Below are 19,740 nucleotides of genomic sequence, written 5' to 3'. Positions count from 1 at the left end.
TCTCTTGTGACGAAACGGTTCAGCGCCATTTGCGGCTGGCCTGTTCCGTGGCCAGACCGGCGACAACGGCGCCAATTGCGAGTGCAACCAGAATTTCGGGATAGATCAACTGCTTGCCATAATCGATACCGATCGAAAAAATGGCCATCACAGCTTCGAACGGGCCGCCATATCGATTGCGCATCGCAAGGTCGAACATACGGTAGCACCCCTGCACAAACAGCGCCCAGAAAACCAGCGAAGCAACGCCGGTCAGGCCGTTATTAATACCCGCTGTCCAACCACGCCCAGCGCGCTTGCCCATGATTTTCCAACCACAGATCGCACCAAGAGCCATATTCACATAGGTGAAGTAACCATAGTCCTTACCCTCTTCGCCGTTTTCGATAACCATGCTTGAAACAAGAAAGGCCAGCACGACGAGACAAACAGCGGCGACGAGACGCGAGGCAGTGGGCATGTGACGGTCCGTGAGTTAACTTGGTTTTGCTATTGTGATCTGTGTCACATCGCAATTGCCCGTGTCAAAGGCCGCACCGCACGCAGTCAAATAATAATTCCACATGCGGCGGAAACGCTCATCGAACCCCATGTCCGAGATCTGATCCCATTTGTCGTTGAACGTTTCATACCAACGGCGCAGAGTCAGATCATAGCTTTTCCCGAATTCCTTCGAATGCACGACTTTCAACCCGGCCTGATCGATCTGCTGACGCAGGATGGTCGGCGACGGTAGCATCCCGCCGGGAAAGATATATTTCTGAATGAAATCAACGCCATTCTTGTAAAAATCCCAGCGATGATCACCCACCGTGATGATTTGCAAGGTTGCCTGGGCACCGGGCTTCAACCGCTCACGAACGGTTTCGAAATAGACCGGCCAGTATTTCTGACCCACGGCCTCAAACATTTCGATGGATGCGATGCCGTCATAGACCCCGCGTTCATCCCGATAGTCTTGAAGCTTGAATTCAACCCGATCTGATAAACCTGCTTTTTCAATACGTTCCTTGGCGTACTTGAATTGCTCCTCACTGATGGTCAGGCCGGTGACACGCAAACCTCGTTCCTTTGCGGCATATTCCGCGAAGCCGCCCCAGCCACATCCGATCTCCAGTACATGGTCACCCGGTTTGGCACCCATCTCATCCACAAGACTTGCGTATTTGGCTATCTGGGCCTTCTCGAGGCTTTCCTGCCCAGACTCAAAAATCGCGCTGGAATAGGTCATCGTGTCATCCAGCCAAGAACTGTAAAATTCGTTACCCAAATCGTAGTGATACGAGATGTTCTTTTTGGCTTGGGCCCTGTTGTTTCTGTGTAGCCAGAACCGCAGTCGTTCGTAGGCCTGAACCAGAAACTGGCCCGTAAACCCGTCATAAACGGTCTCGGTTCCAAGATGCACAAGATCCATGAAAGACCGCAGATCGGGTGTGCTCCAATGTCCGTCCAGATACGCATCTGAGAAACCCAGCTCACCTTCGCGGATCAGGCGCGCAAAGACATCGTCGTCGTGAATATCGACCTGCGCCACCGGCCCGGGCTTTGCGCCTTCTGCGCGAAACGTGCGACCGTCGGGTAGTCTGATATCAAGACGCCCGGATTCCATCCGGTTCAACATTTTAAAGACTTGGGCGAAATATCTGGGCAGGTCTTTTTGCCCTTCGGTCGTCGTCAGGATCATCCGCTCTCCCCTCTGCGGTACGCGTATAAAGCTAGGCGGCGAAATTGTTTCTGGCAAGTTTTCAGTTCCTTAGTGGGGTTTTCGGCTTTCATATGCGCGCAACGCGCGAGTCCGCCCTTCGGGCAATTCGACTATGGGTTTTGGGTAATCCGCATCCGGACGCAGCCCCCATGAACGCGGGACGGCATCAAAATACGACAGGGCGGTCTTGCTGGGTTCGGAATACCCTTCCGCAATCCAACGATGCGCATAGTTCCCGTCGGGATCGAATTTCTCGGCTTGCGTCCGGGGATTGAAAATCCGAAAAAACGGAGATGCATCGGGCCCAGATCCAGCAACCCACTGCCAGCCCATGGCATTGCAGGCCGGATCCCAGTCGATCAGACAATCCTCAAACCAATTCATCCCTATTTTCCAGTGGGTCATAAGATGCTTGGTCAGATAGCTTGCGACTATCATCCGCGCCCGGTTGTGCATTCGACCCGTCACATACATTTGCCGCAGCCCGGCATCGACAACAGGTATTCCAGTTCTGGCCTGCTGCCATGCAGCGACTTCGGGATGGTCCGGATCGGTATTCCAGGGAAAGCTGTCCCATTCCGGCTTCCAGTTGTAAGCCACCAGTTGGGGCGTGTGATACATCAGGTGATAGGCAAACTCGCGCCAGACGAGTTGACGTAGATAGGCATCGGCACCGGGTGTACCGGTCAACGCAGCCCTTTGGACCATATGCCAGACTGTACGCGGCCCGATTTCACCCAAAGACAGGTATTCCGACAGGTTAGACGTTCCGTCCTGATCCAACCTGTCCCGGTTGCTGGAATAGTGGGAAAGTCGCCCAAGAAACGCCTCGAGGTGATCCAAGGCGGCCTGTTCGCCGGGTTTTACATGAGGGCGAACGACAGCCGCGCCCCTGTTCATGGCATCCCCCATCTGCCAATCGCTCAATTTGGCAGAAGCGGGCCACGACATCGGGGCCTGCAAATAGGCAACCCGCGCGTCGGGAAATTGTACATCCCGCCCCTGAACCGCACGCCACATGGGCGTGTAGACCCGAAACGGATTTCCTGTTTTTGTAGCGACAGTCCAGGGCTCAAAAAGAAGATGCCCCGCAAATGACTTTGCCGTCACTCCTACTTTTGTAAGCACAGACTTGATCGTCTTGTCGCGTTCGATTGAGGCCGGATCGTAAGCGCGAGACCAGAAGACTGAGGTTGCGCCGGTCTCGGCCATGACCTGCTGCACCTGTTCAAGTGCGTCGCCGCGTCGGAAAATCAGTCGGCTGCCCATATTGGCCAGTGACGCTGTGAAAGCTTCCAGCCCCAAGCCCAACCGCCACTTCGGCGCGGCCCCCATCTGTTCGACGAGGTTGTCATGAATAAACAAAGGTATGACCGGACGGCCACTTTCGGCCGCTGCAGTCAACGCGGGGTGGTCCGACAGACGCAAGTCCCGTCGAAACCACAAAATGATCGGAGCCTGCTGTTGCTTCACAATACGCCCTTGAGGTTTTTTGATTTCTACGCGCCCTCAAGAGTAGTGGATCACAAAACGCGCTCAAGAGCCTCTAAAAGCTGATCAATTTCCTGCTTCGTGGTGTAGTGGGTGAAGCTGACCCTCAAAACACCCTGCGCCGGGTCGACGCCCATCGCCTGCAAGGGGCGCACCGCATAGAAGTCTCCGCCACCCGCCATGACACCATATTGCGCCAGTTCCGCCGCAACCGGTTCAGCCGGACGGTTCAACGAAAGCGCGACGGTGGGCGCGCGTCGACTGGCGTCGGAAGGACCGATCAGGCGCACAGCGTTTCGATCCTTTACCGCATCCAGAACCGGTTGCAGCAATGACTCTTCGTGTGATCGCATCAGATCGTGGACAAATACGCCCTGCTCCGCCGTGCTCGCCTCAGGCCCGCCATGGTGGGCGCAAAGTAACTCAACATAATCCGCCATACCGGCACTGGCCGCAATCTGCGCGTGATCGGGTCCCGCCGGGGTGAACCGCTTGTACAGGACGTCGCCGTTGAAATAATGGGCCTGGTTGGGCAACAGCTCACCCAACGTGCGGCGGATGACCATGCACCCCTGGTGCGGGCCATAGGTCTTGTACGCAGAAAACAAATAGATATCCGGCCCCAGATCGCCAACATTCGGAAATCCGTGCGGGGCGTAGGATACGCCATCAACGCAGACAAACGCACCCGCCGCATGCGCAATGGCAGTGATCTCGGTGACCGGATTGATCTCGCCAACGACATTTGAGCAATGCGGGAAACAGACCAGACGCACTTTTTCATCCAGCATGTTTTCCAGGTCCTGAGGGTTCAGCGACCCGGTTTCGGGGTCGATCTGCCATTCCCTCACCTCTATCCCGGCCTCGACCAGACGACGCCATGGGCCAGAGTTGGCTTCGTGATCCTGATTGGTCACGACGATCGCCTCGCCGGGCTTCATCCATTGCCGGAACGCCTGCGCCAGGACATAGGTGTTCTGGGTGGTTGAAGGACCAAAACTCAGCTCATCCGTGTCGACGCCCAGAATGGCAGCCATGCGCGCACGCGCCTCGTCCATTTCGGCGCCCGCAAGGCGGCTGGCCTCGAATGGGGCGTAAGGCTGAACCTTGCGCTGCGTGTAGAACCGCGTCAGCCGGTCGATCACTGGTTTGCAGGTGTAAGACCCACCTGCATTTTCGAAGAACGCCTGCCCTTGCAGGCTGGGTTCTGAAAAGGCCGGGAACTGCGCCCGAACGAAATCGATATCCAGAGAGCTCATGCCTCATTGCTCCTTAGTTGTGCAGTCAGATCAATGAGATGCCCCCGCATGTTTCCGGACATCTCAGAAATCATGGCAGGTCTTCCAGCCCAGCCTGTGCTTGGGCCTTTGGCCGACGAAACACGGGGCAGCCCTTCGTCTTGGAAGGACACCGATACTTAGACAGGGCCGCCCACAACCGTCAAGCGAAAGCAAAACGCAAAAGCCCCGGCTCAACACCGGGGCTTTGAAAGCTTGCGGAATTGTCGGGCGACTCCTCTCGCCTCAACCCTGAACCTTGGTATAGGTCCCTTCGCCCGCGAGAATTCCTCGGAAGCCGCCGGGCTCATCAAGCCCGAAGACGATCAGGGGCAGATTGTTGTCGCGTGCCAAGGCAATGGCCGAAGCATCCATGACCCGCAAACGTTTGGCCAGCACGTCATCATAGGTCACGGTATCATAGCGTACGGCGTCAGCATGTTCCGCAGGGTCTTTGTCATACACCCCATCCACTCCGTTCTTGCCCATGAAGATCGCCTCGCACGCCATTTCGTTGGCGCGCAGGGTGGCTGCGGTGTCTGTCGTGAAATACGGGTTGCCAGTACCGGCGGCGAAAATACAGACCCGCTTTTTCTCGAGGTGCCGAACAGCCCGGCGGCGGATATAGGGTTCGCACACCTCGTCCATGCGAATGGCCGAGATCACGCGGGTGAACACTCCGATCTCTTCCAGTGCGGATTGCATCCCCAGCGCGTTCATCACCGTGGCCAACATACCCATATAATCCGCCGTAGTCCGCTCCATGCCCTGCGCTGAACCGCTCAGGCCGCGAAAAATGTTTCCGCCACCGATGACCATGCAAATCTCAACGCCCAGATCGTGAACCGATTTCACTTCTTGCGCGATGCGTTGAACGGTTGGCGGGTGCAAGCCGAATCCCTGATCCCCCATCAACGCCTCGCCTGAGATTTTCAACATGACCCGATTGTACTTTGTTTTCGGGGTCTCGGCTGTTTCAGAAGAAGGGGAAAGGCTCATGTTGCGCTCCGGGCTGGCACGGGGTTAATTTCCGGCGCAAAATGAAGCAAAAGCTCCGCAGGTTCAATGCGGTTGGTGAGGATAGAGGCAACCGCGCATGACCCGGCGATCAACAGACCTGCTTTTTCGGCAACTGCCGCCTGTTCCGGACGACAAGCCGGTTCTGATTGCGGGACCTACGGCATCCGGGAAATCAGCACTGGCGCTGGAGATCGCCGAACGGCATGGCGGAGTTATCGTCAATGCGGATGCAAGCCAAGTTTATGACTGCTGGCGCGTCATCTCGGCCCGTCCGTCCGCCCAAGAAGAAACCCGCGCGCCGCATCTGTTGTACGGGCACGTCGCCTATGATCAGGATTATTCTACCGGCCATTGGCTGCGCGAGGTCCTGCCCCTGCTAACGGGGCACGAGCGCCCGATCATTGTTGGTGGGACGGGATTGTATTTCTCGGCCCTGACCGAAGGCATGGCCCAAATTCCTGCGACGCCACCCGAAGTTCGGGCCGAGGCGGATCAGATGCCCATGGCAGACCTTCTGGAGGGGGTCGATGCAGACACGCTTGCAAAGCTGGACATACACAACCGTGCCCGCGTGCAACGCGCATGGGAGGTGCAGCGCGCCACAGGTCGCAGCCTGTTGTCCTGGCAAGCCGAAACGCCCCCACCGGTACTTCGGCTGAACGAGACCCTGCCGATCGTTTTTGACGTTGATAAAGCATGGCTGCTGAACAGGATAGAACGCCGCTTTGACCAGATGCTGGAACAGGGCGCGATCGAGGAAGTGCGTGCCATGCAGGACCGGTTCGATCCCACCCTTCCGGCCTGCAAGGCCATAGGTGCGCCGGAACTCAGGGCATATCTGGACGGCGCGATGACTTTGGATCAGGCGCGAGAGCGCGCAACCATAGCGACGCGGCAATTCGCCAAGCGTCAGCGCACCTGGTTTCGCGCCCGAATGAAGGCCTGGAATCACGTCGATCCCTCTTGTTAGTACCCGGCTCTTGTGACTTTGCAAAAGCAAGGCGCCGCCAAGTCTCAAAGCTTAAGAGAACTTAATGATTTGCTGCGATTTCCCTTAACAAACTAAGAAAACAATGGGGAAACTGGCATCGCTTTGGGCTGCCAGAAGAAATGCTTCTCCGCGACTTCAACTGATCGCGAATGTCGTTTTTGTACTACTTATGACGATTTCGAACATTGACCTTATCTGAAATCTGGTGCCGAATAACGACATGGGGATGAACAGAGTCCAAAAAACAAAATCCTTCACTCTGGCGACCGTAAGAAACCGGGTCGCGTAGAGCCATAATCAATCAACAAAATCAGTGTCACAGGGAGACATCCATGACGAATACCGTATCCACCGAAGACAAGGTGCACTGGGCGGCAGCGATGCACGCTCAGGAATACCGCGACGGCAAGCTAAGCCGAAGGGAATTCATGACACGCGCAACCAGTCTTGGGGTTACTGCCGCAGCGGCCTATGGCATGATCGGATTGCCGACACCTGCTTTGGCCGAAACAGCAAAGCAGGAAGGCGGCACGCTGCGTGTGCAGCAGGAAGTCCGCGCCCTCAAAGATCCCAGAACTTATGACTGGTCGCAGATCGCAAACGTGACGCGCGGCACGCTGGAATATCTGGTCGAGTACAACTCGGACGGATCGTTCCGCGGCATGCTGCTGGAAAGCTGGGAAGTCAACGACGACGCGACCGTTTACACTCTGAATGTCCGTCCGGGCGTCAAGTGGAACAATGGCGACGATTTCACGGCTGACGACGTTGCCCGCAACATCGCGCGCTGGTGTGACAAGAGCTCGGAAACCAACTCGATGGCGGGCCGCTTTGCAACCCTGATTGACGCGGATACCGGTCAGGCCGGTGAGGGTGTCATCGAAGTCGTCGACGCAACCACGGTCAAACTGAACCTGCCAAAGCCGGATATCACCCTTATTCCGGGCATGGCCGACTATCCCGGCGCGATTGTTCACAGCTCGTTCAGCGAGACTGACCTGCTGAACAATGTGGGAACCGGCCCCTATCTGATGGACGAACTTGAGGTTGGCGTTAAAGCCGTTCTGGTTCGCAACCCGGATCACACCTGGTGGGGTGAAGAAGTGTATGGCCGCCCTGCCCTGGATCGTATCGAGTACATCGACTACGGAACCGACCCTTCTGCCTGGTTGGCGGCGCTGGAATCCGACGAAGTCGACATGCTGTATGAATCGGTGGGTGAATTCATCGACGTGATGGACGGGCTTGGCTATGTGAAGTCAGAAGTGGTAACCGCCGCGACCATCGTTATTCGTCCCAACCAGCTGGCCGAGATCGACGGGCAAAAGCCTTATGCGGACAAACGTGTCCGGCAGGCCCTTCAGATGGCCGTAGACAATTCAGTTTGTTTGGAACTGGGCTATGGCGGTCGCGGAGCGCCGGCGGAAAACCATCACGTGGCGCCGCTGCATCCGGAATATGCCGAGCTTCCGCCGCAAAAGGTTGATCCAGCAGCAGCCAAGGCGTTGATGGACGAAGCCGGTTTCGGAGATTTCGAGCACGAGATCATCTCGATCGACGATGACTGGCGTCGCAACACCACAGATGCCGTTGCCGCGCAGCTGCGCGATGCCGGGATCAAGGTCAAGCGGACCGTTCTGCCGGGCAATACCTTCTGGAACGACTGGGCCAAGTACCCGTTCAGCTCGACCAACTGGAACCCGCGTCCGTTGGGTGTTCAGATTTGGGCGCTTGCTTATCGTACGGGCGAAGCCTGGAACGAGTTCGGCTATGCGAGCCCAGAGTTTGACGCCATTCTGGAAGAGGCGCTGGCCATTGCCGACGCGGACAAGCGTCGCGAAGTCATGGCGCGTGGCGAAGCACTGCTTCAGGAAGATGGGGTTACTATTCAGCCCTATTGGCGCTCGCTCTATCGCCACATGAAAGAGGGTCTTGTTGGAACCGACATGCATGTGACCTTCGAACACCATCACTACAAGTGGGGCTGGGCTGCCTAAGCACTGCAATCCACACACGAGGGGCGCCTGACACGGGCGCCCCTTTCCAGCCGCAGACTTGCCGACGCGGGGTCGGACGTCCGAGGCCAGAAAATGGTCCAATGATCTGCGGAATACCTGAACAACAGGGGCCACCATGGGACTATTTATCCTACGACGGTTCGGAGTGATGCTGCTTACGGCATTATGTCTGACATTCGTCGTCTTTTTCCTGACCAACCTATACCCGAACCTTGAAAAGCTGGCGAAAACGCAGGGCAACCAGCGTATGTCGGATGAGCAGGTCGAAGCCTGGTTGGAAAACCGCGGTTACTTGCAACCGACACTCGTTAAATACGGCCAATGGTTGGGCGTGATGCCCGGGTTCCAGAATACACTGGAAGATGGCCAGTTCGTGGGAACCTGCACAAGACCCGGTTCGACGGCAGAGGACACGGCAAGATATTGTGGTGTTCTTCAGGGCGATTGGGGATACTCAACCGTTTTCAAGGAAGAAGTCGGAACCATCGTTGGCAAGCGCTTGGGCAACACAGGTTACCTGATGTTTTGGGTTTTGGTCCTGATGGTGCCTTCCGCCCTGATCGTTGGTGTACTGGCCGGGATGCGAGAGGGATCAGCCCTGGATCGATCATTGTCGACCTTCTCAATCATCACGACAGCGACACCGGAATACGTATCGGGCGTTATCTTCATCGCGATCTTCACCTCGTCCACCGTGGGGCTGAAATGGTTCAAGGGAACCGCGACGCAAGCGATGGAGAACCCGACATTCGAGAACTTCTTTCTGCCGGTCCTGACCATTGCGCTTTACGGTATGGGCTATATTGCCCGGATGACCCGCGCTTCGATGACCGAAGTGATGACGGCGCAATACATCCGGACCGCACGGCTGAAGGGTGTCTCGTTCCCGAACATCGTCATGAAACACGCTTTGCGCAACGCGTTGATCGCGCCGTTCACGGTTATCATGCTGCAGTTCCCATGGCTGCTGAACGGCGTGGTGATTGTTGAAACCCTGTTCAACTACAAAGGTTTCGGCTGGGCGCTGGTTCAGGCCGCTGGCAACAACGACATCCAGCTTCTGCTGGCGATCTCGGTCGTGTCGGTCTTCGTGGTTCTGATAACGCAGCTGATCTCGGATATCGGCTACGTTTACCTAAACCCGCGCATTCGCATTTCATAAGGAGGGTGAGATTATGGAACCAATAACCTGGACCGGCTCTATCGCCTTCCTGAACCCGCTTCTGATGATCGCACTGGCAGCACTTTTGCTGTCTATCCTGGTCTGGATCATCGCCAGTATCTTTTTGCCTGAACAGCAGATTGTCGTGAATCCGGATGGATCCGTCAGTTCTGGCGGCGGTGTCCGTGGATTGATCCAGCTTGCGCTGCATTACAGTTTCCTTGCCAGCGTGGGATTGGCCGTGGCTTATCTGGTGCTGGGCATCCTGATGGGCACTGGCGCAGGGATCATCGGCGCCATTTCCCAGCAATTCCTGCCTGTATGGGTCGCGCTGATCATCATGTTCGCCATGTCCATAGCCTTCAAACGACGGCTGGGGTTGTACGGCAAACTGTATGACAGTCCCATCGGAATGATCGGCTTTGGCCTTGTGATGTTCTGGGTCTTTACCGGCATCTTCGGCGCGCTTGATCTGATCGTGACCCATGACCCGCTGACACAGATCTCTGGCATGAAGAACAAAGTGCCGGGAACGCCTCTGCCAAATCTGGAGGACGGCGAGTATGCTTGGTATCTTCTGGGCGGTGACAATCTGGCGCGCGACGTATTCAGCCGGATGGTCAAGGGGGCCTGGGTTGTGGTGCAAATTGCACCGCTGGCAACGATGTTCGCCTTCATGGTCGGCATTACGCTGGGGCTTCCCGCCGGTTACTATGGGGGCCGTTTTGATACGTTCCTATCCTTCCTCGCCAACCTGATCCTCGCCTTCCCGGTGATCCTGCTGTTCTACCTGCTGGTGACGCCGGAAATCGTGGCGACCGGGGTGCCGAATTACATGGCGGCCGTGCTGTTCGTGTTCCCGATCCTGTTCATCGGCGTATTGCTGAATTCACGCTATTACACGCGCCCGAATTTCCGTACGCCGTTGCTGATCGGTGTTCTGGGTGTTGCGATCTGGCTGTATCTGTCGCTGATTTCGACCGGTGGCTACATCATTAATACCGACGCCTACCGGATCTGGGGCCTGCCGACCTATCTGGACCTGTTCGATATTCCCGGCGGTATTCTGGTGGTGTTCGTCTCGGTGGTCTTCGTCAACTCGCCCACGGTCTTCCGTATCGTGCGCGGCCTGGCGCTGGACATCAAAACCCGCGATTACGTGGCTGCGGCCCAGACACGCGGCGAAGGGCCGTGGTACATCATGCTTTGGGAAATCCTGCCCAACGCCCGTGGACCTCTGATCGTCGATTTCTGTCTGCGCATCGGGTACACCACCATTCTTCTGGGGACTTTGGGCTTCTTCGGACTTGGCCTTCCGCCGGAAAGCCCGGACTGGGGATCCACGATCAACGAGGGGCGCAAGCTGCTGTCGATCTACCTGCACCCTGCCCTTCCTCCTGCCTTTGCCCTGCTGTCGCTGGTTCTTGGTCTGAACCTGCTGGCTGACGGACTTCGCGAGGAAAGCCTGAAGGACTGATGTGATCGAGGCCGGGGGGCCAGCCCCCCGGACCCCCCGGGATATTTTTGGCCAGATGAAGGGGATCCCCGCATTTGGTGAGGAGTAAGCAAAATGAGCAAAATGGCGGATTATGACGGCCCGATCCTGGAGATCGACAAGCTGTCCATCTCATTCTTTACCCGCCTGCGGGAAATCCCTGCCGTGATGGATTTTTCGGTCAGCGTAGAACCCGGCGAAGCCGTGGGGCTGGTTGGTGAATCCGGTTGTGGCAAATCGACCGTGGCACTGGGCGTGATGCAGGATCTTGGCAAGAACGGTCGCATCGTCGGTGGCACGATAAAGTTCAAGGGCCGCGATCTGGCAGAGATGTCGGCCGAAGAGTTGCGCGACATTCGCGGCAATGAAATCGCGATGATCTATCAGGAGCCGATGGCTTCGCTGAATCCGGCGATGAAGATCGGCAAACAATTGATGGAAGTGCCGATGATCCACGAAGGGGTAAGTCAGGAAGAGGCTTATTCCCGCGCGCTGGAAGTGGTGACGGATGTACGCCTGCCAGACCCCGAGCGGATGCTGAATTCATTTCCGCACCAACTGTCGGGTGGTCAGCAGCAGCGGATCGTGATTGCGATGGCGCTGATGTCGAAACCGGCGCTGTTGATCCTGGACGAGCCGACAACGGCTTTGGACGTGACCGTCGAGGCCGCCGTGGTCGAACTGGTCAAGGATCTGGGCAAGAAATACGGCACCTCGATGTTGTTCATCTCGCACAATCTCGGGCTGGTTCTAGAAACCTGCGACCGTCTGTGCGTGATGTATTCGGGTGAAGCGGTCGAGCGCGGCTCGATCAAGGATGTGTTCGACGAGATGCAGCACCCTTATACACAGGCGCTGTTCCGTTCGATCCCGCTGCCCGGGGCAGACAAGAACACGCGTCCGCTGGTGGCTATTCCGGGGAACTTCCCATTGCCCCACGAGCGGCCTCCGGGTTGCAACTTTGGACCGCGCTGCGACTATTTTGAAGAGGGGCGCTGTGACGCGAAGGAAATCCTGATGGAGGCCGTTCCGGGGAATGACCGGCACCACACCCGCTGCCTTAAATTCCAGGAAATCGACTGGAACGCCCCACTTGCGCTGGCCGATCAGAAAGAAAAAGGCGAGATCGGCCGAACGGTTCTGAAAATGGACAACCTCAAGAAATATTACGAGGTTGCGGCAAATGCCTTGTTTGGCGGCGGTGAGAAGAAGGTTGTGAAGGCCAACGAAACGCTCAGCTTCGAGGCGCACGAATCCGAGACACTGGCCATCGTGGGGGAATCCGGCTGCGGCAAGTCCACCTTCGCCAAGGTCCTTATGGGGTTGGAGACGGCCACAGACGGGCAGATCCTGCTGGACAACCGCAACATCGAACAGGTGCCCATCGAAGAACGCGATGCCAAGACGATCGGCGAAGTTCAGATGGTTTTCCAGAACCCGTTCGACACGCTGAATCCGTCGATGACCGTTGGCCGTCAGATCATCCGGGCGCTTGAAATCTTCGGTGTCGGAAACTCTGAAGCCGAGCGAAAGAAGCGGATGCTGGAACTGCTTGATCTGGTGAAGCTGCCGCGCGCCTTTGCAGACAGGATGCCGCGACAGCTGTCCGGCGGGCAGAAACAGCGCGTGGGTATCGCGCGCGCCTTTGCCGGCGATGCACGTATCGTTGTGGCGGACGAACCCGTCTCGGCGCTGGATGTGTCGGTTCAGGCTGCCGTGACGGATCTGTTGATGGAGATACAGCGACAGCACAAGACCACGCTGCTGTTCATCAGCCACGATCTGTCCATCGTGCGTTACCTCAGTGACCGGGTCATGGTGATGTATCTGGGCCATGTCGTAGAGTTGGGCACCACGGATCAGGTCTTTGCCCCGCCCTATCACCCCTACACCGAGGCGCTGCTGAGCGCGGTTCCGATTGCGGATACCTCGATCGAAAAGCAGCATATCGTTCTGGAAGGCGATATTCCCTCGGCCATGAACCCGCCACCAGGCTGTCCGTTCCAGACGCGTTGCCGATGGAAATCCGAGGTGCCTGACGGTCGGTGCGAATCCCATGTGCCGCCGGTGCAGACGCTGGCGGATGGGCACCAGATCAAATGCCACCTGGCCGAAGACATTCTGGCCCGGATGGAGCCGGTAATCAAAGTCGCGGCGGAGTAAACCCGTTTCTGAACCTTGAAAAAGGGCCGGTCAGGGACCGGCCCTTTCTTTTGGCGCCGTGGTTTTTTGGGGAGACAGGCGGCGCTTGGGAGTGGCGTGAGTGGCGACCCCGGTAATTCGTCAGCCGGCCATGACGTTGTTGCCGAAATGCATGAATTCCTGGTTCATTCCGGCAATGTCACCGGCTTCAAGCTGAAGGCTGGCACTGTCGAGCATCTTGTAACTCTGCTGAGCTTTCACCCAGTCGTCGGCAGTTTGCAGAGTGGTCAGCGTGTAGGATGTGACCTCATTCAGGTAATGTGTGGGGATGATCACCTTGGGTTTGAGCTTGGATACGATGTCGTTGCCCTGATCGAAGCTGAGGATATGTTCCGAGCCATCAACCGGCAGCGTCAGAACATCCACCCGTCCGATCGCGTCCCAGAACTCCTGAGGCGGATTGTGGCGGTTGTCGCCCCAGATCAGCGCTCGAATGCCGCCGGTCTCGACCAGATAGACGACCATATCCATGTGGCCCACGTTGTTCGGCGGGCAGGCTTCCACGCCGAACTCGGCCAGCGCATTGGTCCAATCATACCATCCCGGCGCGACACAGGCGTGCTTGTCGGCAAAACCGGTGATCTTGATGTCTGCAAACTCGAAATTGCCGACCATCCGATCCAGCACCATGGTCGAGCTTGGGCGTTCAATCGCATCGTGATCGAAATGGGCATGGGTCGACAGGGTGATGTCCACCGGGATTTGCGGGAATTCGTTGCGGAACCAAAGCCCCCATGCGCCCGACGGATCATCGCGCCAGGGATCAAACAGCACTGTTGCGCCATTGGGCGAGGTGATCTTGATCGCACAATGACCATAATAGTCGATGCCAACCGTCCCGGTGCTGGCCTGACCCGTTGCGCCTTGCAGATCTATCACGTGGTTGTTGTTGCCCGGCTGTAGCCACGCCTGAGACTGCGCCTGAGCCGATCTTGCGCCCAGTACGGAAGCAGTCGCGCCGACACCGGCAGCCCCCGCCGCCATAAAGAACGACCGGCGAGACAGCCCCGGCGCCAGATGATCCTTGTCCCCGTTCAGGATGGTTGGTTTCAGATCTTTGCGATCCATTTTTGTGTACCTCTCTGTTGGACATGTACAGGTTTTCCGCACGTCCCAACCAAAGGTAACAAGCCAAGGCATCTTGGCTCAGACCGAAAAAATGGGGGCGGAATATGGGGGAAAACCCCATATTCCGTGTTCACGAAATCGAGAGCAAATGACTGCGCAGGTTCTGGCTGCGCCCTTCAAGTCCCAGCTTGCGGCGAATGTTGTTGCGGTGAAAATCGATTGTCGATGTTTCTCGGGACAGGGCCTTGGCGATGTCCTTGGTTGTTTTTCCAAACATGACCATCTGCGCAATCTCGATCTCGGTCGGGGTCATTGCTGCAAACGCATCCGTCAGTTTGTCCGACAATGAAGACGTGATCTCGTTCAGGTTCTTCTCGGCCAACTCAAGATAGACATACTGCGCTTCGTCCCCGGAAAGCTGCGTTCGAACCTTTTCCAGATAGGGCAGAACTCGGCCGCGCACCTGTTCGACAATTTCGTGATCGCGGCCTTTGCGTTCGTCATCCAGACTGGACAGCAGGACGCGCAGCGCCGTGTTGGTTTCCTGCAGTTCACGGGTGCGATCCGCGACACGGGTTTCAAGCTGCGCCAGTGTTTCGTTGAGCTTCTCTTCCAGCGCGCGGCGCAGGTAAACCTCTTGCAACAAAGCCAAATCCGACTCGACCATGCGTGCGAACTGCGCCAACCCTTCGCGGAACAACAAGGCACGCCGGTTCTGCTTTCGATCCAGAACACAAATCGTTCCGAACACCGATCCATCGGGCCATTTAAGCGGCAGGCCGATGTAAAATGTCATCCCATGTTCCAGATCGTCATTGTCCGCCCAATCCGGATCGCAAGCTGCATCCTCAACCACCAGCTCTCCGTCCCGTTGCAGGACGCCCTGACAATAAAGTTTGGGATTCAACTGGAAACTCAAACCAACCGGATACGGGTTTTCGGGATGATCCGAGGTGATCAGCACCGCGTGATCCGGTGCGTCGGTTTTCATGATCAGGCTTGCGGGCACATCCGCCAATTCCGCGACCAGATCGACCAGTTGCTGCCAATTGGCCAGCGTTTCTTGCGGAATCTCAGGGTGGTCAACAGGCATGAGGAGACCTCACCAGTTACTGGACGATACCCTTTCAGATTAGTTGGACTGGTTGAGCCTGATCAAGAACCGGACGTTCTGCGCCGCGGCATCGGGTTTAACCGCCCCAGATTACCTTCACGTAGTTCTGGGTTTCCTTGTATGGCGGTATGCCGCCATGCTTTTCCACCGCTTTTGGGCCGGCATTGTAGGCGGCCAAAGCCAGTGGCCAGGATTTGAACTTGCGATACTGCCAGGACAGGTATCTGGCCCCACCTTCGAGATTCTGCTTGGGGTCATGCGGGTTGACCCCCAGAAGCTCGGCGGTCTGAGGCATCAATTGCGCCAATCCCAGAGCACCCTTGTGAGACTTCGCATGCGGGTTCCATCCGCTTTCCTGCTGAACAAGGCGCAGGAACAAGTCTTCGGGAATGTTGTGAAGGCGGGCAGCCTGTTTCGCCAGATCCATATACTGGCCGCGATACTTGCCAGTATATCGCTTGCCGGTATGCGCACGGGATGTCTTGGGTTTCAACCTCGCGGAGTCGCGATACTGCGTCGCCGCACGGGAATCCAGAATCTTGGACTGCTTGAGGAAGATATCCTTGCGGCTTTTGGTAGATAGAGTTTGCGCCTGCACAGGCAAAACGGCCAGCACAAGGCAGACAACAGAAAACCCAGCAACCCAAGAACGCATCAATGCCTATCCTGCTCGATAAGAAACCAGTCGGATTATAGGTATTCCCACAAAAAATGAAAGCTTGGTAAAGGCCAAAGTAAGACTCTTGCCCAACACTGTTGTATCTACTGTTTTCATCCATGATGCAGGCCGTATAGGGTCTCACGAAACAAGTCGCGCCAGATTCGGCGCACATACGCGAAAACAGAACGAGGAATTACATGGCGGGTTCAGTCAACAAGGTCATTCTGGTCGGAAATCTGGGTCGTGATCCCGAAGTGCGGACATTCCAGAACGGCGGAAAAGTATGCAATCTGCGCATTGCCACGTCAGAGACCTGGAAAGACCGCAACACGGGCGAACGCCGCGAACGCACGGAATGGCACTCGGTCGCCATATTCAACGAAGGTCTGGTCCGTGTGGCCGAGCAATACCTGCGCAAGGGCTCTAAAGTCTATGTCGAAGGGCAGCTTCAGACCCGCAAGTGGCAGGACCAGTCTGGCCAGGACCGGTATTCTACTGAAGTTGTCCTTCAGGGCTTTGGCTCAACCCTCGTGATGCTGGATGCGCGCGGCGAAGGCGGCGGCAGCGGCGGTGGTTACGGCGGCGGCCAAGCCGGTGGCAGCGGGTACGGAGACCCTTACGGCGGTCCGTCCAGTTCCCCGGCACCGGCATCGGGTGGAATCGACGACGACGAGATTCCGTTCTAGAAAATTCGGAGACACGACATGACATGGTCCTTTTCTCTCGGCCGGTTGCTCGGGTCCGAACTGAGGGTCCATGTCACGTTTTTCCTGCTTCTGGCCTGGGTGGGCTTTGCGGCCTATTCCGCCGGTGGCCTGCCGGCCGCCATAGACAACCTGCTGTTTGTTCTGGCCTTGTTTGCCTGTGTGGTCGCACATGAATTCGGTCATGCCCTCATGGCGCGACGCTTTGGAATCAAGACCCCAGACATAACATTGTTGCCGATCGGTGGGTTGGCCCGGCTTGAAAGGATGCCGGAAAAACCGATGCAAGAAGTGCTTGTGGCACTTGCAGGTCCAGCGGTGAACATCGTGATCTGGGTCATACTGGTCGCCTTCGGAGCGGGAGTGCCGATCGAGACGCTTTCCCAGATCGATTCACCGGGTATCGGGTTTCTGAACAGGCTGGCCTACATCAATCTGCTGCTGGCCGTATTCAACATGATCCCGGCCTTCCCCATGGACGGAGGGCGCGTATTCCGCGCCCTTCTGTGCCTGCGCATGGACCGCGTCAAAGCAACACGCGTGGCTGCGGTCGGAGGTCAGATCGTTGCGGTGGGTCTGGGGTTTTTGGGGCTGAGTTCAGGCAACCCGTTTCTGGTACTCATCGCCGTGTTCGTGTTCATCGCCGCCAACGCCGAAAGCCAGGACGTCGCCCTGCGAACCGCAGCGCGCCGGGTTCTGGCCCGGGACGCGATGATCACCGAGTTTCACGCGCTTTCCCCCGACGATACGCTGAGTACTGCGGCGCAAGCCGTGATCCACACCACGCAACACGAATTCCCTGTATTGGACTCAAGCCAGGCCCTGCTGGGATTCGTCACGCGTGAACGGCTGTTTGCTGCGCTGGCAAGTGACCAACCCAGATCAGCACCCGCCACGTCGATCATGGACGCGGCGGTCCCCTCGGTTTCGCTTACCACCGGGCTCGAGACCGTTCTGGAGCACTTGCACAACGGCGCTCCGGCCATCGCTGTGGTCACTCGGGGTGGTCGCATGATGGGTTACATCACGCGCGAGAACATCGGTGAACTGATGGTCATTCAGGGGCGCTAGGCCTTCAGGTCAAGCCGTGGCAAGCGCATCTGACAGAACCGAAAGAACCGCATCTTTCGGCACATCTGAGGTCACGAACGCCTCTCCGATCCCACGCGCCAGAATAAACCGAAGCTGGCCATCCACGACTTTCTTGTCCTGTCCCATAAGATCCACCAGCGCCTCGGCGCCTGGCAATTCGCCCGGAATATCGGCCAGATCCGTCTTCATCCCCATGGTACGCAAATGCGCGCGCACCCGGCTTGGATCCTCTTGCGAACACAAACCCAGCCGCGACGACAATTCAAACGCCAGCGCGCAGCCAATTGCCACACCTTCGCCATGCAGAAGGCGGTCGGAATAGCCCGTCGCGGCCTCTAGGGCGTGGCAGAATGTGTGACCCAAATTGAGAAGAGCCCTGTCACCTTGTTCGGTTTCATCCCGCGCGACGATGTCGGCCTTCATTTGCACCGAGCGCGTCACCGCGTGTACCCGGGCCGCCATGTCACCCGAGGAAACGCTCGGCCCGTGCGCCTCAAGCCAATCAAAAAACTTCGCATCGCCAAGCAACCCGTATTTCACGACTTCGCCATAGCCTGACAAGAAGTCTCTTTGGGTCATGGTCCCCAGAACAGAGGTATCCGCCAGAACCAGCGAGGGTTGATGAAACGCGCCGATCAGGTTTTTGCCCTGTGGTGCGTTGATCCCGGTCTTTCCACCGACCGAGCTGTCCACTTGCGCCAGCAAGGACGTTGGAATCTGCACAAAGCGAACACCGCGCCGCAGAACCGCCGCTGCAAAGCCTGCCAGATCTCCGATGACGCCGCCGCCCAAAGCCACGACGACATCCCGGCGTTCGACTTTTTCCGCGAGCAGCCACTCGACGGCGCGCTCGAAATGCGGCCAGCTTTTGGTTGCCTCTCCGGCGGGCAGCGCCAGTGCGGTCATCTCGATCCCCGCGGCATTCAGCCCGGCGCGCAGCGCCTCAAGATGCAGACCGGCCACGTTTTCATCCGTCAGAACCGCGACTTTTGGCCGGGCCAGAAGTGGAGATATCCAGCCCCCTGCCCGCGTCAGAAGATCCGGACCGATTTCAACATCATAGGATCGGTCATCCAGGTCCACATGTACTGTTTGGTGCATTTATTTGAGTTCCAAAACATCAGGGCGCGCCAACAGAGCGTCGACAACGCGGCCTACCATATTTTCGATCGAGGTCTCGCCATCCGAATCCACTGTCAGATCAGCCTGAGCATAAACCGGCACGCGGGCCTCGTAGAGGGATTTCAGCGTCGCATAGGGATCGTCGGTGCGCAGCAGAGGACGGGTGTCTTTGTGGCGCACGCGGTTCCACAGAACATTCAGATCCGCGCGCAGCCAGACGGCAGCGCCCTTTTCGGCGATGATGCGACGGTTTTCCGGCTGGAGAAACGCCCCCCCACCCGTTGAAAGAATGCCTTTTTGTTCATCCAGCAAGCGCCCGATGACCTGCGATTCCTTGGTGCGAAAGAAAGGTTCGCCGTCACGTTCAAAGATTTCAGGAATGGTCATGTTGGCGGCTGATTCGATCTCGGCATCGCTGTCCAGAAACGGAACACCCAGACGTGCGGCCAACGCGCGGCCCACCGCAGTCTTGCCAGCCCCCATCATACCCACCAGAACCACGGTTTTGTGCAGATCAAAACCACCCTGTGTGTCTGTCGAATGTGTGTTATGCTTAATTTCGCTCATTTAAACGTGAATGACGTGATCTTGGGAAAAATGCCAGTTATAACTTGGCCA

The 19,740-nt window shown here is 57.2% G+C and carries 17 protein-coding genes; 7 read left to right on the top strand and 10 right to left on the bottom strand.

Going from position 1 to position 19,740, the window contains the following annotated elements; genetic code table 11:
• Positions 1–19: 19 nt before the first annotated feature.
• From GOW60_RS06215 to pyrH, 5 genes are all read right to left on the bottom strand, one after another.
• Positions 20–460 carry a TrgA family protein gene (locus GOW60_RS06215; RefSeq protein ID WP_171228617.1) on the bottom strand — a complete coding sequence of 147 codons (441 nt, stop codon included), beginning with the start codon at positions 458–460 and terminating at the stop codon, positions 20–22.
• Between the two features lie 15 nt (positions 461–475).
• Complete coding sequence (locus GOW60_RS06210; RefSeq protein ID WP_171228616.1) at positions 476–1,684, bottom strand: cyclopropane-fatty-acyl-phospholipid synthase family protein; 1,209 nt, start codon at positions 1,682–1,684, stop codon at positions 476–478.
• Between the two features lie 69 nt (positions 1,685–1,753).
• Entirely contained in the window at positions 1,754–3,178 is a 1,425-nt protein-coding gene (locus tag GOW60_RS06205) for a deoxyribodipyrimidine photo-lyase (RefSeq protein WP_171228615.1), read from the bottom strand.
• Between the two features lie 50 nt (positions 3,179–3,228).
• Positions 3,229–4,455, bottom strand: coding sequence for an aminotransferase class V-fold PLP-dependent enzyme (locus GOW60_RS06200; RefSeq protein ID WP_171228614.1), 1,227 nt, complete (start codon positions 4,453–4,455; stop codon positions 3,229–3,231).
• Positions 4,456–4,719: 264 nt separating this feature from the next.
• Positions 4,720–5,472 carry a UMP kinase gene (gene pyrH / locus GOW60_RS06195; RefSeq protein ID WP_152457773.1) on the bottom strand — a complete coding sequence of 251 codons (753 nt, stop codon included), beginning with the start codon at positions 5,470–5,472 and terminating at the stop codon, positions 4,720–4,722.
• Between the two features lie 97 nt (positions 5,473–5,569).
• Here pyrH and miaA point away from each other — a divergent pair, with 97 nt between their 5' ends.
• The 5 genes from miaA (at position 5,570) to GOW60_RS06170 (ending at position 13,322) form a co-directional block, all read left to right on the top strand.
• Positions 5,570–6,463 carry a tRNA (adenosine(37)-N6)-dimethylallyltransferase MiaA gene (miaA, locus tag GOW60_RS06190; RefSeq protein WP_171228613.1) on the top strand — a complete coding sequence of 298 codons (894 nt, stop codon included), beginning with the start codon at positions 5,570–5,572 and terminating at the stop codon, positions 6,461–6,463.
• A gap of 353 nt (positions 6,464–6,816) precedes the next feature.
• Positions 6,817–8,481: an ABC transporter substrate-binding protein gene (locus GOW60_RS06185; RefSeq protein WP_152457771.1), complete on the top strand. Its 1,665-nt coding sequence runs from the start codon at positions 6,817–6,819 to the stop codon at positions 8,479–8,481.
• A gap of 136 nt (positions 8,482–8,617) precedes the next feature.
• Positions 8,618–9,664, top strand: coding sequence for an ABC transporter permease (locus GOW60_RS06180; RefSeq protein WP_152457770.1), 1,047 nt, complete (start codon positions 8,618–8,620; stop codon positions 9,662–9,664).
• Between the two features lie 13 nt (positions 9,665–9,677).
• Positions 9,678–11,141: an ABC transporter permease gene (locus tag GOW60_RS06175; RefSeq protein ID WP_171228612.1), complete on the top strand. Its 1,464-nt coding sequence runs from the start codon at positions 9,678–9,680 to the stop codon at positions 11,139–11,141.
• A gap of 93 nt (positions 11,142–11,234) precedes the next feature.
• Positions 11,235–13,322 (top strand): ABC transporter ATP-binding protein, encoded by a 2,088-nt coding sequence (locus GOW60_RS06170; protein ID WP_152457768.1) that lies wholly within the window; start codon positions 11,235–11,237, stop codon positions 13,320–13,322.
• Positions 13,323–13,442: 120 nt separating this feature from the next.
• Here GOW60_RS06170 and GOW60_RS06165 read toward each other — a convergent pair whose 3' ends face one another.
• The 3 genes from GOW60_RS06165 to GOW60_RS06155 form a co-directional block, all read right to left on the bottom strand.
• Entirely contained in the window at positions 13,443–14,429 is a 987-nt protein-coding gene (locus tag GOW60_RS06165) for an MBL fold metallo-hydrolase (RefSeq protein WP_171228611.1), read from the bottom strand.
• Between the two features lie 130 nt (positions 14,430–14,559).
• A complete protein-coding gene (locus GOW60_RS06160) occupies positions 14,560–15,522 on the bottom strand; it encodes a LuxR C-terminal-related transcriptional regulator (RefSeq protein ID WP_171228610.1) in 963 nt (320 codons plus the stop codon).
• A gap of 97 nt (positions 15,523–15,619) precedes the next feature.
• The gene (locus GOW60_RS06155; RefSeq protein ID WP_171228609.1) at positions 15,620–16,198 is read right to left on the bottom strand and encodes a lytic transglycosylase domain-containing protein; all 579 of its coding nucleotides are present in this window, start codon (positions 16,196–16,198) and stop codon (positions 15,620–15,622) included.
• A gap of 203 nt (positions 16,199–16,401) precedes the next feature.
• On the opposite strand from GOW60_RS06155, the gene ssb reads away from it, so the two are divergent.
• Entirely contained in the window at positions 16,402–16,890 is a 489-nt protein-coding gene (gene ssb / locus GOW60_RS06150) for a single-stranded DNA-binding protein (RefSeq protein WP_171228608.1), read from the top strand.
• Positions 16,891–16,908: 18 nt separating this feature from the next.
• Positions 16,909–17,979, top strand: a complete 1,071-nt coding sequence (locus GOW60_RS06145) for a site-2 protease family protein (protein ID WP_171228607.1) — start codon at positions 16,909–16,911, stop codon at positions 17,977–17,979.
• 9 nt (positions 17,980–17,988) lie between these two features.
• Here the strand turns inward: GOW60_RS06145 and aroB are convergent, their stop codons facing one another.
• Together aroB and GOW60_RS06135 are read right to left on the bottom strand one after the other, a co-directional pair.
• Entirely contained in the window at positions 17,989–19,101 is a 1,113-nt protein-coding gene (gene aroB, locus GOW60_RS06140; RefSeq protein ID WP_171228606.1) for a 3-dehydroquinate synthase, read from the bottom strand.
• The gene (locus tag GOW60_RS06135; RefSeq protein WP_171228605.1) at positions 19,102–19,689 is read right to left on the bottom strand and encodes a shikimate kinase; all 588 of its coding nucleotides are present in this window, start codon (positions 19,687–19,689) and stop codon (positions 19,102–19,104) included.
• Between the last annotated feature and the right edge of the window lie 51 nt (positions 19,690–19,740).

Origin of the sequence: Ruegeria sp. HKCCA4008 (genome assembly GCF_013033125.1) — a bacterium.
Classification (GTDB): Bacteria; Pseudomonadota; Alphaproteobacteria; order Rhodobacterales; family Rhodobacteraceae; genus Ruegeria.
Note: the sequence above shows the minus strand (reverse complement) of the source record. Positions and strands in the feature narration are given on the sequence as shown.

Bases quoted from the DNA above. Each gene is read 5' to 3' on its own strand.
- GOW60_RS06215 (WP_171228617.1), bottom strand. From the start codon at position 460: ATGCCCACTGCCTCGCGTCTCGTCGCCGCTGTTTGTCTCGTCGTGCTG.
- GOW60_RS06210 (WP_171228616.1), bottom strand. From the start codon at position 1,684: ATGATCCTGACGACGACCGAAGGGCAAAAAGACCTGCCCAGATATTTC.
- GOW60_RS06200 (WP_171228614.1), bottom strand. From the start codon at position 4,455: ATGAGCTCTCTGGATATCGATTTCGTTCGGGCGCAGTTCCCGGCCTTT.
- pyrH (WP_152457773.1), bottom strand. From the start codon at position 5,472: ATGAGCCTTTCCCCTTCTTCTGAAACAGCCGAGACCCCGAAAACAAAG.
- miaA (WP_171228613.1), top strand. From the start codon at position 5,570: ATGACCCGGCGATCAACAGACCTGCTTTTTCGGCAACTGCCGCCTGTT.
- GOW60_RS06185 (WP_152457771.1), top strand. From the start codon at position 6,817: ATGACGAATACCGTATCCACCGAAGACAAGGTGCACTGGGCGGCAGCG.
- GOW60_RS06180 (WP_152457770.1), top strand. From the start codon at position 8,618: ATGGGACTATTTATCCTACGACGGTTCGGAGTGATGCTGCTTACGGCA.
- GOW60_RS06175 (WP_171228612.1), top strand. From the start codon at position 9,678: ATGGAACCAATAACCTGGACCGGCTCTATCGCCTTCCTGAACCCGCTT.
- GOW60_RS06170 (WP_152457768.1), top strand. From the start codon at position 11,235: ATGAGCAAAATGGCGGATTATGACGGCCCGATCCTGGAGATCGACAAG.
- GOW60_RS06165 (WP_171228611.1), bottom strand. From the start codon at position 14,429: ATGGATCGCAAAGATCTGAAACCAACCATCCTGAACGGGGACAAGGAT.
- GOW60_RS06160 (WP_171228610.1), bottom strand. From the start codon at position 15,522: ATGCCTGTTGACCACCCTGAGATTCCGCAAGAAACGCTGGCCAATTGG.
- GOW60_RS06155 (WP_171228609.1), bottom strand. From the start codon at position 16,198: ATGCGTTCTTGGGTTGCTGGGTTTTCTGTTGTCTGCCTTGTGCTGGCC.
- ssb (WP_171228608.1), top strand. From the start codon at position 16,402: ATGGCGGGTTCAGTCAACAAGGTCATTCTGGTCGGAAATCTGGGTCGT.
- GOW60_RS06145 (WP_171228607.1), top strand. From the start codon at position 16,909: ATGACATGGTCCTTTTCTCTCGGCCGGTTGCTCGGGTCCGAACTGAGG.
- aroB (WP_171228606.1), bottom strand. From the start codon at position 19,101: ATGCACCAAACAGTACATGTGGACCTGGATGACCGATCCTATGATGTT.
- GOW60_RS06135 (WP_171228605.1), bottom strand. From the start codon at position 19,689: ATGAGCGAAATTAAGCATAACACACATTCGACAGACACACAGGGTGGT.